Source organism: Streptomyces sp. NPDC001822, from assembly GCF_042892135.1.
GTDB lineage: Bacteria > Actinomycetota > Actinomycetes > Streptomycetales > Streptomycetaceae > Streptomyces.
On sequence record NZ_JBIATW010000012.1, the window covers coordinates 90,821 to 104,204 of the forward strand.

Annotated in this window: 13 protein-coding genes; 11 read left to right on the top strand and 2 right to left on the bottom strand. The window is 70.6% G+C overall.

The window, feature by feature from the left end:
• Positions 1–59 precede the first annotated feature (59 nt).
• From rsmD to mutM, 7 genes are all read left to right on the top strand, one after another.
• On the top strand, positions 60–644 hold the full coding sequence (rsmD, locus tag ACFYY2_RS25590; protein WP_388746802.1) for a 16S rRNA (guanine(966)-N(2))-methyltransferase RsmD: 585 nt from the start codon (positions 60–62) through the stop codon (positions 642–644).
• Positions 645–670: 26 nt separating this feature from the next.
• Complete coding sequence (gene coaD, locus ACFYY2_RS25595; RefSeq protein ID WP_327122219.1) at positions 671–1,150, top strand: pantetheine-phosphate adenylyltransferase; 480 nt, start codon at positions 671–673, stop codon at positions 1,148–1,150.
• Positions 1,151–1,247: 97 nt separating this feature from the next.
• Complete coding sequence (locus ACFYY2_RS25600) at positions 1,248–2,384, top strand: cell division initiation protein (protein ID WP_388746805.1); 1,137 nt, start codon at positions 1,248–1,250, stop codon at positions 2,382–2,384.
• A 137-nt stretch (positions 2,385–2,521) separates the two neighbouring features.
• Positions 2,522–3,187 (top strand): YceD family protein, encoded by a 666-nt coding sequence (locus ACFYY2_RS25605; protein ID WP_388746808.1) that lies wholly within the window; start codon positions 2,522–2,524, stop codon positions 3,185–3,187.
• 2 nt (positions 3,188–3,189) lie between these two features.
• Positions 3,190–3,363 (top strand): 50S ribosomal protein L32, encoded by a 174-nt coding sequence (gene rpmF, locus ACFYY2_RS25610; protein ID WP_003965982.1) that lies wholly within the window; start codon positions 3,190–3,192, stop codon positions 3,361–3,363.
• Between the two features lie 19 nt (positions 3,364–3,382).
• Positions 3,383–4,204, top strand: coding sequence for a ribonuclease III (rnc, locus tag ACFYY2_RS25615; protein ID WP_388746811.1), 822 nt, complete (start codon positions 3,383–3,385; stop codon positions 4,202–4,204).
• A 75-nt stretch (positions 4,205–4,279) separates the two neighbouring features.
• Positions 4,280–5,134 (top strand): bifunctional DNA-formamidopyrimidine glycosylase/DNA-(apurinic or apyrimidinic site) lyase, encoded by an 855-nt coding sequence (gene mutM, locus ACFYY2_RS25620; RefSeq protein WP_388746814.1) that lies wholly within the window; start codon positions 4,280–4,282, stop codon positions 5,132–5,134.
• 19 nt (positions 5,135–5,153) lie between these two features.
• On the opposite strand, the gene ACFYY2_RS25625 is transcribed toward mutM, so the two are convergent.
• Together ACFYY2_RS25625 and ACFYY2_RS25630 are read right to left on the bottom strand one after the other, a co-directional pair.
• Positions 5,154–5,555, bottom strand: coding sequence for a winged helix-turn-helix transcriptional regulator (locus ACFYY2_RS25625; protein ID WP_388746817.1), 402 nt, complete (start codon positions 5,553–5,555; stop codon positions 5,154–5,156).
• A gap of 140 nt (positions 5,556–5,695) precedes the next feature.
• Positions 5,696–6,622, bottom strand: coding sequence for a CAP domain-containing protein (locus tag ACFYY2_RS25630; protein ID WP_388746820.1), 927 nt, complete (start codon positions 6,620–6,622; stop codon positions 5,696–5,698).
• A 154-nt stretch (positions 6,623–6,776) separates the two neighbouring features.
• Between ACFYY2_RS25630 and ACFYY2_RS25635 the strand changes: the two genes are divergently transcribed.
• The 4 genes from ACFYY2_RS25635 to ACFYY2_RS25650 all read left to right on the top strand — a co-directional run bounded on the left by ACFYY2_RS25635 (position 6,777) and on the right by ACFYY2_RS25650 (position 13,383).
• Complete coding sequence (locus ACFYY2_RS25635; protein WP_329040901.1) at positions 6,777–7,058, top strand: acylphosphatase; 282 nt, start codon at positions 6,777–6,779, stop codon at positions 7,056–7,058.
• 433 nt (positions 7,059–7,491) lie between these two features.
• The gene (locus tag ACFYY2_RS25640; RefSeq protein WP_203182693.1) at positions 7,492–7,704 is read left to right on the top strand and encodes a hypothetical protein; all 213 of its coding nucleotides are present in this window, start codon (positions 7,492–7,494) and stop codon (positions 7,702–7,704) included.
• Between the two features lie 314 nt (positions 7,705–8,018).
• The gene (locus tag ACFYY2_RS25645) at positions 8,019–11,732 is read left to right on the top strand and encodes an AAA family ATPase (RefSeq protein ID WP_388746824.1); all 3,714 of its coding nucleotides are present in this window, start codon (positions 8,019–8,021) and stop codon (positions 11,730–11,732) included.
• A gap of 232 nt (positions 11,733–11,964) precedes the next feature.
• On the top strand, positions 11,965–13,383 hold the full coding sequence (locus tag ACFYY2_RS25650) for a sugar porter family MFS transporter (RefSeq protein ID WP_388746827.1): 1,419 nt from the start codon (positions 11,965–11,967) through the stop codon (positions 13,381–13,383).
• The last annotated feature ends 1 nt before the right edge of the window (position 13,384 follow it).

Consider the following 13,384-nt stretch of genomic DNA (forward strand, 5'->3'; position numbering starts at 1 on the left):
GGGGAGCACGGCGCACGTCCCGTCCTGTGCGCCGCCCGCGACCCGAGGACCAGACACCCATGACCCGCGTGATCGCCGGCACGGCCGGCGGACGCCGCCTGGCCGTCCCGCCCGGCACCGGCACCCGCCCCACATCCGACCGTGCGCGCGAGGGCCTGTTCTCCACCTGGGCGGCGCTCCTCGGCACCCTCGACGGCATCCGGCTGGCCGACCTGTACGCCGGCTCCGGTGCGGTGGGCCTGGAAGCCCTCTCCCGCGGCGCCGTCCACGCGCTGCTCGTGGAGGCGGACGCCAAGGCCGCGCGCACCGTCCGCGACAACATCCGGACCCTCGGTCTGCCCGGTGCGGAGTTCCGTGCGGGGCGGGCGGAACAGGTCGTCGCGGGGCCCGCGCCCTCGGAGCCGTACGACGTGGTGTTCCTCGACCCGCCGTACGCCGTCACCGACGACGATCTTCGGGAGATCCTGCTCACACTCCGTGCCCAGGGCTGGCTCACGGGCGACGCCCTCGTCACGGTGGAACGGAGCACGAGAGGCGGCGAATTCGGCTGGCCCGACGGTTTCGAGCCGCTACGGTCCCGCCGCTACGGCGAGGCCACGCTTTGGTACGGTCGCGCCGCCTCTACGTGCGAAGACGCACGATGACCGCACCGGAGAGCGAGGGAACCACGTTGCGCCGCGCCGTCTGTCCGGGGTCGTTCGACCCCATCACCAACGGACATCTCGACATCATCGGTCGAGCCTCGAAGCTGTACGACGTCGTGCACGTCGCCGTGATGATCAACCAGTCCAAGAAGGGCCTGTTCACGGTCGACGAGCGCATCGAGATGATCCGCGAGGTTACGGCCGACTTCGGCAACGTCGAGGTCGAGTCCTTCCACGGGCTGCTCGTCGACTTCTGCAAGCAGCGCGACATCCCCGCCATCGTGAAGGGGCTGCGGGCGGTCAGCGACTTCGACTACGAGCTGCAGATGGCCCAGATGAACAACGGCCTCTCCGGCGTCGAGACGCTGTTCGTGCCGACCAACCCGACCTACAGCTTCCTGTCGTCCTCCCTGGTCAAGGAGGTCGCCACCTGGGGCGGCGACGTGGCGCACCTGCTGCCGCCCACCGTCCACCGCGCTCTCACGGAGCGTCTCGGCGAGAAGTGATGCGCTGACCGTCCGTCACCAGGTGTCGGACGGGAGGCGACTGGCCGTACAGTCGTCCCGTCCGTCTCCAACAGCGGCAGAGAGTGGCGAGCACACGGTGGACGTGCAGAAGAAGCTCGACGAGATCGTCGAAACGGTCGGCAGCGCCCGGTCCATGCCCATGTCGGCGTCCTGCGTGGTCAACCGGGCCGAGCTGCTCGCGCTGCTGGAGGAGGTGCGCGAGGCGCTGCCCGGCTCGCTCGCGCACGCCCAGGAGCTCATCGGCGGCCGCGAGCAGCTGGTGGAACAGGCCCGGCAGGAGGCCGACCGGATCATCGAGTCCGCCCACGCCGAGCGCGGCTCGCTGATCTCGGGTACGGAGGTGGCCCAGCGTTCCCAGGCGGAGGCCGACCGGATCCTGTCCGAGGCCCGCAGGGAGGCCGACGAGGTCCGCGCGGAGGCCGACGAGTACGTCGACAGCAAGCTCGCCAACTTCGAGGTCGTCCTCACCAAGACCATCGGCTCCGTGGACCGGGGCCGGGAGAAGCTCCTCGGACGCGGCGAGGGTCTCGACGAGCAGGGCTACCAGGACCCCGACTTCGCCGAGGCCCCCGAGCGCAGCGCGGACCCCGAGACGCTCAGGCGGCGCGCGGACGACTACGTGGACACCAAGCTCGGTGCCTTCGAGGCCGTGCTCGCCAAGACGCTGGAAGCCGTCGGCCGGGGCCGGCAGAAGCTGCACGGCCGGGTCGCCACGGACGACCTCGGCGCGCACATGGCCGCCCAGGACGCCGCGGGCGGCCGGCAGCACACCAGCGACGAGGACCACTGGGCGGGCCTCGCGGAACTCGCCACCCCCGAGCCGCGGCAGATCCCCCAGCAGCCGGACTACGCCGAGCCCGTCCACCAGCCCTACGCGGAACCCGTCCAGCCGGACTACGCGCCGGTGGCGGGCTACCAGGACCCCGCACAGGCGGGCTTCCCCGCCCAGCCCGGAGCCGAGCCGCAGTACGCGCAGTACGGCTTCCAGGACCAGCAGCAGCCTCAGGACGGCTACGGCTATCCGCAGCAGCAGGCCGACCCGTACGCCTACCAGCAGCAGGCGTACGACCCGCACCAGCAGCAGGACTACGGCTGGTCCCAGCAGGGCCAGGCGCCCGGGCAGCAGGGCGAGAGCGCGCTCGACGAGACCAGCCTGTTCGACACGAGCATGATCGACCTGGACCAGCTGCGCCGCTACGAGCAGGGCCGCTGACCGGAGCGGGCCGTACCGGATTGGGAGCTGGGCGGTACGTCCAGTATCCTGGCTGTTCGGTCGCGCCTATGTCCGCGATCCCGGCTGCCCTCTTTCCGTCCGGACAGGGGTGGCCCACCCGAAGCCGCACCACGCACATGATCTCGAAAGCAGGAAAAGCCCTGAACGGCCACCTCGACCACCGCAGCCCTCTCGTGTTCGATACGCGCGAGCTGGGCCGGCGTCCTGGTGCCATGAAGCGGCTGACCCGCACGGCGGAAGCACCGAAGGACCTCGGCATCGACGGGGTCATCGGGGTTCCGGAGAACGCGCCCCTGGCGCTGGACGTCCGCCTCGAATCGGTCATGGAAGGGGTGCTCGTCACGGGCACCGCCCGTGCGACGGCCGAAGGGGAGTGCGTAAGGTGTCTGGAGCCGCTGACCCTCGAGGTCGAAGCGGACTTCCAGGAGATGTTCTCGTACCCTGACGCCGATGACCGGAACCGCAGCAGGAACGCGGACCCGGTCGACGACGCCGAGGACGACGAGGACAGGTTTTTCCTCGAGGACGACTCGTTCGACCTCGAGCCTGTGCTGCGTGACGCGGTGGTGCTCGCACTGCCGCTGCAGCCGGTGTGCAAGGAGACCTGTGCCGGTCTGTGTTCCGAATGCGGGATCAGGCTGGACGAGAATCCGGACCATCACCACGACGTCGCCGACATCCGTTGGGCGGCACTGCAAGGACTCGCCGAGACCGTTCAGGACGGCGAGAAGGACAACATGGGCGGCGCCGAACCTGGCGTCGACGAGAAGCAGGAGAAGTAGCCGTGGCTGTTCCGAAGCGGAAGATGTCGCGCAGCAACACGCGCCACCGCCGGTCGCAGTGGAAGGCTGCGGTCCCCACTCTGGTTTCGTGCGAGCGTTGCCAGGAGCCGAAGCTCCAGCACATTGCGTGCCCGAGCTGCGGCACCTACAACAAGCGCCAGGTCCTCGAGGTCTGAGCGGCTGGTGAGAGGCCCGATGTCTGAGTTGTCCAGCGCCAAGAAGCAGGCAGACAACATCAACTCAGCCTCGTCCCACACGCTTCTGGAAGGGCGGCTCGGGTATCACCTCGAGTCCGCCCTTCTGGTGCGTGCGCTGACCCATCGTTCGTACGCATACGAGAACGGCGGTCTGCCCACCAACGAGCGGCTGGAATTCCTCGGGGATTCCGTGCTCGGCCTGGTGGTCACGGACACGCTGTACCGGACCCACCCCGACCTGCCCGAAGGCCAGCTGGCCAAGTTGCGGGCCGCGGTGGTCAACTCGCGTGCACTTGCGGAAGTGGGCCGCGGCCTCGAACTCGGCTCCTTCATCCGGCTCGGCCGCGGTGAAGAGGGCACGGGGGGCCGGGACAAGGCTTCCATCCTCGCCGACACCCTTGAAGCGGTGATCGGCGCCGTCTATCTCGACCAGGGCCTCGGCGCGGCCTCGGAGCTGGTGCACCGGCTCTTCGACCCGCTGATCGACAGGTCTTCGAGCCTCGGAGCCGGCCTGGACTGGAAGACCAGTCTCCAGGAACTCACCGCGAGCGAGAGCCTCGGAGTCCCCGAGTACCTCGTCACGGAGACCGGACCCGATCACGAGAAGACCTTCACTGCTGCTGCTCGCGTCGGTGGTGTCTCGTACGGCACCGGCACCGGCCGTAGCAAGAAGGAAGCGGAGCAGCAGGCGGCCGAGTCCGCCTGGCGCGAGATCAGCGCCGCCGCGGAAGCGCGGGAGGCAGCGGCGAAGGCCGCTGCCGACGGAGGGGTCGCCGACACCCCTGCCGACCCGCCCCGTTCGGACGCCGCTCCGGCCTGAGTCCGTCCGTAAGCCCCTCGGTGCCACGTGCACCGGGGGGTTTTCGCCGTCCCGTCCCCCGAAGGAGTGCCCGCCGTGCCCGAACTGCCCGAGGTCGAAGTCGTACGGCGCGGTCTGGAACGCTGGGTCTCCGGCCGCACCGTGAGCGAGGTCGAGGTCCTGCACCCGCGTGCGGTCCGCCGGCACCTCGCGGGCGGGGCGGACTTCGCCGCGCGGCTCGGGGGCCTGCGCTTCGGCACGGCGATGCGGCGCGGGAAGTACCTCTGGGTCCCTCTCGACGGAGCGGACTCGTCCATGCTCGGCCACCTCGGCATGAGCGGCCAGCTCCTCGTGCAGCCCACCGGCGCTGCGGACGAGAAGCACCTGCGGATCCGGATCGGCTTCGACGACGACCTCGGCACCGAGCTGCGCTTCGTGGACCAGCGGACCTTCGGCGGGCTTTCGGTGCACGAGAACACCCCCGACGGGCTGCCCGACGTGATCGCGCACATCGCCCGCGACCCCCTCGACCCGGCCTTCGACGACACGGCCTTCCACGTGGCGCTGCGTCTTCGGCGTACGACGGTCAAGCGTGCCCTGCTCGACCAGTCCCTGATCAGCGGGGTCGGCAACATCTACGCCGACGAGGCGCTCTGGCGCAGCCGGCTCCACTACGAGCGCCCGACGGCCACCCTGACCCGGCCCAGGACGGCGGAGCTGCTCACCCACATCCGTGAGGTGATGCGGGAGGCACTGGACCAGGGCGGGACCAGCTTCGACAGTCTCTACGTCAACGTGAACGGACAGTCCGGCTACTTCGACCGGTCACTGGACGCGTACGGGCGCGAGGACGAACCCTGCCACCGGTGCGGCACGCCGATCCGCCGCCGCCCCTGGATGAACCGGTCCAGCTACTTCTGTCCCCGCTGCCAGCGCCCGCCGCGGATCTGAGAGCCGGGCCGGCGGAGCCTCAGGCGCCGCGCGCCGCGTCGTAGCGGTCCCGGGCCTCGATGACCTCGGGCATCCGGCCCTCGACGAGCTCGATGAGGTCCAGCAGCCGGTTCGCGACCTCACGACCCAGGGCCGTCAGTTCGTAGTCGACGCGAGGCGGATTGGTGAGCTGGGCCTCCCGGTGCACCAGACCGTCGCGTTCCAGCGCCTGGAGCGTCAGGGAGAGCATTTTCTCGCTGACCCCGTCGATCCGGCGGCGCAGCTCGTTGAAGCGGGCCCCGCTCTCGTACAGCGCGCCCAGGGTCAGCCCGCCCCAGCGGCCCGTGACGTGCTCCAGCGTCCCGCGCGAGGGGCACTGCCGTGAGAAGACGTCGAACGGCGACGCCTCGCCGGGCATGTGTTCCGTCTCTGCCAGAGCCATGCCCGAGAGCTTACGCCTGTGCAGCGCTCACCCCTGGTGAGCGCTGCACAGGCGCAAGCCGCTGCCACCACGACGAGCGCGCCCGCCCCCGTGCGTCGGGGGCGGGCGCGCTCACGGTCCCGCGGGTGCGCAGGCGTCGGTCAGAAGCCGAAGTCCTGCGTCCACCAGGGGCCGCCGGGGCCGAAGTGCACGCCGACGCCGAGCGTCGTGTAGTCGCAGTTGAGAATGTTCGCGCGGTGGCCTTCGCTGTCCATCCAGGCGTCCATCACGGCCTGCGCGTCGGCCTGGCCGCGGGCGATGTTCTCGCCGCCGAGCCCCTCGACACCGGCGGCCGCGGCGCGGTCCCACGGGGTCGCCCCGTCCGGGTCCGTGTGGGCGAAGAAGTCCCGGGCCGCCATGTCCTCGCTGAAGTCCTGGGCGAGCGCGGTCAGCGACGCACTCCTGGTGACCGGGCTGCAGCCGACCTTCGCACGCTCCTCGTTGACCAGCGCGAGCACCGCCGCCTGCGCGGAGACGGTGGCGGAGCCGGCCGGTGCGGTGGCCGTACGCGTCGGTGCGGCCGACGGGGTCTTCGTGGGGGTGGGGGTCTTGGTGGCGGGCCCGGACGAGGCGCTCTTCCTCGGCGCGGGGGCCTTCGTCCGCGCCGGCGTCTTCGCCGCCCGCTTCGAGGCGCTCGCCGAGGGCTTCTCGCTCGGCGTCGCGGAGGGGGACTTCGAGGGCGCGCCGGAGCGGTCCGCACTGCTGCCGGCCTCGGCGGACGCCGGCGCGGACGTCCCGGCCGTCGGCTTCGCGGACGCGTCGCCCTGGGTCAGCAGGTCAGGTCCGCCGCCCGAGCGGACCTGGTCCGCGGCCGGTCCGCCGCTGACGCTGTAGGTGCCGCCGCCGGGCACGAGGCCGGAGGCGACGGCGACGGCGCCGACGGCCACGGCCGCCGAGACTCCGAGGAGCCCGGCGCGTACGGGCCGTCGTACTCGCTTCTTACGGCGTGCACTCCGGGTCCCGCCCGCCGCTCCGGCCGCGTACTGCTCAGCGGCGGGGGCTGCGCCTGCGCGTCGATGGCGTCCCATGCGCTGTGCCTTCCTCGTGCTCCGGGCGTCGTCGCGACGTCACCGTATTCTTGATCAAACTCACCCGTTCGGGTGAGCTATTGCGAGGGGACCTTACGCCATGGCGGATTGGGGCGCCGTGCTCCTTGTGCAATTGGCCGGTTAGCGTTCGGGCATGAACACAGATGCGCGCCTCGTCGTATGGGTACGCGGCCGAGTACAGCAAGTAGGGTTTCGCTGGTTCACCAGGGCAAATGCCTTGGAGATCGGCGGACTCACCGGCTTCGCCCTCAATCTCGACGACGGCCGGGTGCAGGTGGTGGCGGAAGGACCGCGTGAGAATTGCCACCGTCTGCTCGACTGGCTCGGCTCCGACGACACACCCGGCCGAGTCGACGGAGTCACTGAGATCTGGGACACGCCCCGCGGTGGATACGAGGGATTCGCGATCCGCTGACGGCCGCCCGGGGAAAAGGCGCGGATCCGCTCCGTGTCCGACGGGGCGCCGGACGTGACCGGGAGTGCGGGAAGGCCTCCGCACCCGAAATGACCTGCGAAAGTGCCTGGCGGCTGCGCATGGTTGCCAAGAAGCGGTTGTCGTGCAAGGCTGCGCCCTCGACGAAGATCTCCCAGCCCGTCGGGTGCCCGCAGGAGAGTCGCGCCGCATGATCGAAAGGCCGCGCGCCCCCGGGACTCCCGGCCGTCGGCGTGTGATCGTGTTGACCGTCAAACTTTTTGGTGAGACGCTGAAAACCCCGCGCACCTCAGCTGTTCGGCAGAGCTGGTGACAGCAGGACAGCAGTGGACACAGCACTGCCGAACACCGCGGGTGCGATTCCCACGACCCACACCGCATTCGGTCGGTCACTCAGTGTGGAGGACCATCCATCATGGCAAAGGCGCTTCTCGGTTACGTCGGCGGTTCCGACCCGCGACTCCTCGCCGAGATGCGACGGCTTCAGAAGCGTGTCCAGGACCTGGAATCCGAGCTCGTGCGGATCCAGGACGAGAACGACGCGCTCAACGCCGCCGCCCACCACCAGGAGTCGCTGCTCGACAGCATCGACATCGACGTACCCCAGGCGGAGCCCGCGCTGACCTGACCGTCAAGGCCCCGCCGGATCCGGCCGGGCCGAACGTGCCAGTTGCTCGGGACCAACCATGAAATGTCTTCGTCACGGACCGCTGTCCTGTGTCACCGGGGATCACCCGGGAGCAGGTCCGTCCGCGGTCCGTCACGCAAGGCTGTGTGTGTACGCCGCATGAGCGGTGTCGCGCGCGATGTACAAGGGACGCTTCGGCGTCCCTTTTCTCTTTCCCCCCGGCCCGCCCCCGGTCCCGTCGCTCTTCGCTTAACGTCTGATGTGCCCTGCACCTTCATCAGCGAAACCGAGAGTGAAAGGTAGAGTCCGGCGGCGTGCACCTCAAGGCCCTGACCCTGCGTGGTTTCAAATCATTCGCCTCCGCCACGACCCTTCGGTTCGAACCGGGGATCACCTGCGTCGTCGGCCCCAATGGGTCGGGGAAATCCAATGTGGTGGACGCGCTCTCCTGGGTCATGGGTGAGCAGGGTGCCAAATCACTGCGCGGCGGCAAGATGGAAGACGTGATCTTCGCCGGCACCACCGGCAGGCCACCGCTCGGCCGCGCCGAAGTGTCGCTGACCATCGACAATTCCGACGGCGCGCTTCCCATCGAGTACGCCGAAGTGACGATCACGCGGATCATGTTCCGCAACGGCGGCAGTGAATACCAGATCAATGGCGACACCTGCCGGCTGCTCGATATCCAGGAACTCCTCTCCGACTCCGGTATCGGCCGTGAGATGCACGTCATTGTCGGCCAGGGCCGGCTGGACTCCGTCCTGCACGCCGACCCGACCGGACGCCGCGCCTTCATCGAGGAGGCCGCGGGTGTGCTCAAGCACCGCAGGCGCAAGGAGAAGGCGGCCCGGAAGCTGGAGGCGATGGGGGCCAACCTCGCCCGTGTCCAGGACCTCAACGACGAACTGCGCCGCCAGCTCAAGCCGCTCGGACGGCAGGCGGCCGTCGCCCGCAGGGCCGCCGTCATCCAGGCGGACCTCCGCGACGCCAGGCTGCGTCTCCTCGCCGACGACCTGGTGGGACTGCGGGAGGCACTGCGTAGCGAGATCGCCGACGAGGCCGCGCTCAAGCAGCGCAAGGAGACCGCCGAGGCCGGACTCAAGGCGGCGCTCGCCCGCGAGGCGGACCTGGAGGACGAGGTCCGGCGGCTCGTGCCGCGGCTGCAGCGGGCCCAGCAGACCTGGTACGAACTCTCCCAGCTGGCCGAGCGGGTACGGGGCACGATCTCGCTCGCCGACGCCCGGGTGAAGAGCGCCACCGGCGCGCCGGACGAGGAACGGCGCGGGCGCGATCCCGAGGACATGGAGCGCGAGGCCGCGCGGATCCGAGAGCAGGAGGCGGAGCTGGAGGCGGCCCTCGAAGCGGCGGAGCACGCGCTGGAGGACACCACCGCGCACCGGTCGGAGCTGGAGCGGCGGCTCGCCGCCGAGGAGCGCGCGCTGCGGGACGCGGCCCGTGCCATCGCCGACCGGCGCGAAGGCCTCGCACGGCTCACCGGGCAGGTCAACGCCGCCCGCAGCCGGGCGGGTTCGGCGCAGGCCGAGATCGACCGGCTGGCGGCCTCGCGCGACGAGGCGCAGGAGCGGGCGGTAGCCGCGCAGGAGGAGTACGAGCAGCTCAAGGCCGAGGTCGAGGGCATGGACGCGGGTGACGCCGAGCTGGCCGAGCGGCACACCGAGGCCAAGCGGGAGCTCGCGACGGCGGAGACGGCCCTGAGCGCGGCGCGCGAGGCGGTCACCGCCGCGGAGCGCAGCCGCGCGGCCGTCTCCGCCCGGCACGACGCCCTGTCCCTGGGGCTCCGCCGCAAGGACGGCACCGGGGCGCTGCTGGGCGCGGGCGACCGGCTGCCGGGGCTGCTCGGCCCGCTGGCCGAGCTGGTCACCGTGTCCCCGGGACATGAGGTCGCGGTGGCGGCGGCGCTGGGCGCGGCGGCCGACGCGATCGCGGTGGCGGACCCCGCCACGGCCGCCGAGGCGATCCGGCTGCTGCGCAAGCAGGACGCGGGCCGTGCGGCGCTGGTGCCGGGCGGCGCCGGCCCGGGTCTGGTGCCCGCGCAGGGGGCGGAGCCGCCGCAAGGGTTGCCGGCAGGCGCCGCCACGGGCCAGGTCCCCGGGCAGGCCTCGGGGACGGAGCACGGCGCCGCGGCGCCCGTCGGACAGGCCGTGCCCTCCCCCTCCGGCGTCGCCGTCGCCACCGGTGACAGTCCCGCGCCCCCGGTGGCGGGGCTGCTGCACGGGCCCGCCGAACTGCTCGGCCGCGTACGGCGCCTGGTGCGCGACATGGTCGTGGTCGGGACCCTGGAGGACGCCGAGGAACTGGTCGCGGCGCACCCCGGCCTGACCGCCGTCACCGCCGACGGCGATGTCCTGGGCGCCCACTTCGCGCACGGCGGGTCCGCCGGGGCTCCCAGCCTGCTGGAGGTGCAGGCCTCCGTCGACGAGGCTGCGGCCGAGCTGGCGGAGCTGGAGGTGCGGTGCGGGGAACTCGCCACGGCCCAGCGTGCCGCGGGGGCGCGGCGGGGTGACGCCGCAGCCCTGGTGGAGGAGCTGGGGGAGCGGCGCAGGGCCGCCGACCGCGAGAAGTCGGGGGTCGCGCAGCAACTGGGCAGGCTGGCCGGGCAGGCCCGCGGTGCCGTGGGGGAGGCGGAGCGCACGACGGCCGCCGCGCTCCGGGCGCAGGAGGCACTGGAGCGGGCCACCGAGGAGGCCGGGGAACTGGCGGAGCGTCTGCTGGTCGCGCAGGAGACGCCCGTCGAGGAGGAGCCTGACACGTCCGTACGGGACCGGCTCGCCGCCGACGGTGCCAACGCGCGTCAGACCGAGATGGAGGCACGCCTCCAGGCCCGCACCCACGAGGAGCGGGTCAAGGCGCTGGCCGGGCGGGCGGACGCCCTGGACCGGGGGGCCCGCGCCGAGCGTGAGGCCCGCGCCCGGGCCGAGCGGCGCCGCGCGCGGCTGCGCCACGAGGCCGCCGTCGCCGGGGCGGTGGCGTCGGGAGCCCGGCAGCTGCTCGCCCATGTCGAGGTCTCGGTCGTACGGGCGGACGAGGAGCGGACCCGGGCCGAGGCGGCGAAGGCGGAGCGTGAGCGGGAGCTCGCCGCGGAACGCGGCCGGGGGCGTGACCTCAAGGGCGAGCTCGACCGGCTCACCGACTCGGTGCACCGCGGTGAGGTGCACGGGGCCGAGAAGCGGCTGCGCATGGAACAGGTCGAGGCGAAGGCACTGGAGGACTTCGGTGTCGAGCCCGCGGCCCTGGCGGCCGAGTACGGGCCGGAACAGCCGGTGCCGCCGTCGCCCGCCGCCGAGGGCGAGGAGCTGCCGGCCGATCCCGGGCACCCGCGCAACCTTCCGAAGCCCTTCGTCAGGGCCGAGCAGGAGAAGAGGATGAAGACGGCCGAACGGGCGTATCAGCAACTCGGGAAGGTGAATCCGCTCGCCCTGGAGGAGTTCTCGGCACTGGAAGAACGGCACAAGTTCCTCTCCGAGCAGCTCGAAGACCTGAAGAAGACCAGGGCCGACCTGATGCAGGTCATCAAGGAGGTCGACGAGCGGGTCGAGCAGGTGTTCACCGAGGCGTTCCGCGACACCGCCCGTGAATTCGAGGGCGTCTTCTCGCGGCTCTTCCCGGGGGGCGAGGGACGGCTGGTCCTCACCGATCCGGACAACATGCTGACGACCGGCCTGGATGTGGAGGCCCGGCCGCCGGGCAAGAAGGTCAAGCGTCTCTCGCTGCTGTCGGGAGGCGAGCGATCCCTTACGGCCGTTGCCCTGTTGGTCTCCATCTTCAAGGCGCGGCCCAGCCCGTTCTACGTGATGGACGAGGTCGAGGCGGCCCTGGACGACACCAATCTGCAGCGTCTGATCCGCATCATGGAGGAGCTCCAGGAGAGCTCCCAGCTCATCGTGATCACGCATCAGAAGCGGACGATGGAGGTCGCCGACGCGCTGTACGGGGTCTCGATGCAGGGTGACGGGGTGTCGAAGGTGATCAGCCAGCGGATTCGCCGGGAAGCGCGCCGCCCGGCCTGACCGCATGCCGGACCCTCTGTGCTCGATCTTCAACACTTCACAGTGTGATGCGGCAATTCCTGGGCAGACGTGAGCCACGCCTTCGCCGGAGGCGCATCTTCACTTCAAGATTTGAATGCACAACTCCAGCACCACCACTTTTAGCTTCAAGTGGTGGTCGGCGAGGTGTTGTGCGCCACTAAGAGGGCTCACCCCCCACACCTGACGTTGCGGCCAGGTACCAGGAGTTCATGTGACCAGCACACCGCGCGGACCGGAGTCCGGAGCCCGGGATGCCCACCCGGAGCATCTCGGCCATGTCATCTTCATCACGGCGGCCGCGGCGATGGGCGGCTTCCTCTTCGGCTACGACAGTTCCGTCATCAACGGTGCGGTCGAAGCCATCCGTGACCGTTACGACATCGGGTCGGGCACGCTCGCGCAGGTCATCGCCATCGCCCTGATCGGCTGTGCGATCGGCGCGGCCACCGCGGGACGCATCGCCGACCGCATCGGCCGTATCCGCTGCATGCAGATCTCCTCGGTGCTGTTCACCATCAGCGCCATCGGGTCGGCGCTGCCGTTCGCCCTCTGGGACCTCGCCATGTGGCGGATCATCGGCGGCTTCGCGATCGGCATGGCCTCGGTCATCGGCCCGGCCTACATCGCAGAGGTCTCGCCGCCCGCCTACCGCGGCCGCCTCGGCTCCTTCCAGCAGGCAGCCATCGTCATCGGCATCGCCATCTCGCAGCTGGTCAACTACGGCATCCTGCAGATGGCCGACGGCGACCAGCGGGGCGATCTCGCCGGCTTCGAGGCCTGGCAGTGGATGCTCGGTGTGATGGTCCTCCCCGCGATCCTCTACGGGCTGCTGTCCTTCGCCATCCCCGAATCACCGCGCTTCCTGATCTCCGTCGGCAAGAGGGACCGGGCGCGGAAGATCCTCGAAGAGGTCGAGGGCAAGAACGTCGACCTCGACGCACGCGTGAACGAGATCGAGACGGCCATGCGCCGCGAACACAAGTCCAAGTTCAGCGACCTGCTCGGAAGCCGCTTCGGCTTCCTCCCGATCGTGTGGGTCGGTATCGGCCTCTCGGTCTTCCAGCAGCTCGTCGGCATCAACGTCGCCTTCTACTACTCGGCGACCCTGTGGCAGTCCGTCGGCATCGACCCGACCGACTCCTTCTTCTATTCGTTCACGACGTCGATCGTCAACATCATCGGCACCGTGATCGCCATGGTCCTGGTGGACCGTGTCGGCCGCAGGCCGCTCGCGCTCGTCGGCTCGGTCGGTATGGCCGTCGCCCTGGCGTTCGAGGCGTGGGCGTTCTCCGCGGATCTGGTGGACGGCAAGCTGCCGAACACCGAGGGCACCGTCGCCCTGATCGCCGCCCACGTGTTCGTGCTCTTCTTCGCCCTCTCGTGGGGCGTCGTGGTCTGGGTGTTCCTCGGGGAGATGTTCCCGAACCGGCTCCGTGCCGCCGCGCTCGGTGTCGCCGCGTCGGCGCAGTGGATCGCCAACTGGGCGATCACGGCGAGCTTCCCGAGCCTGGCCGACTGGAACCTTTCGGGCACCTACATCATCTACACCTGCTTCGCCGTGCTCTCGATCCCCTTCGTGCTCCTGTTCGTGAAGGAGACCAAGGGCAAGGCGCTGGAGGAGATGGGCTGAC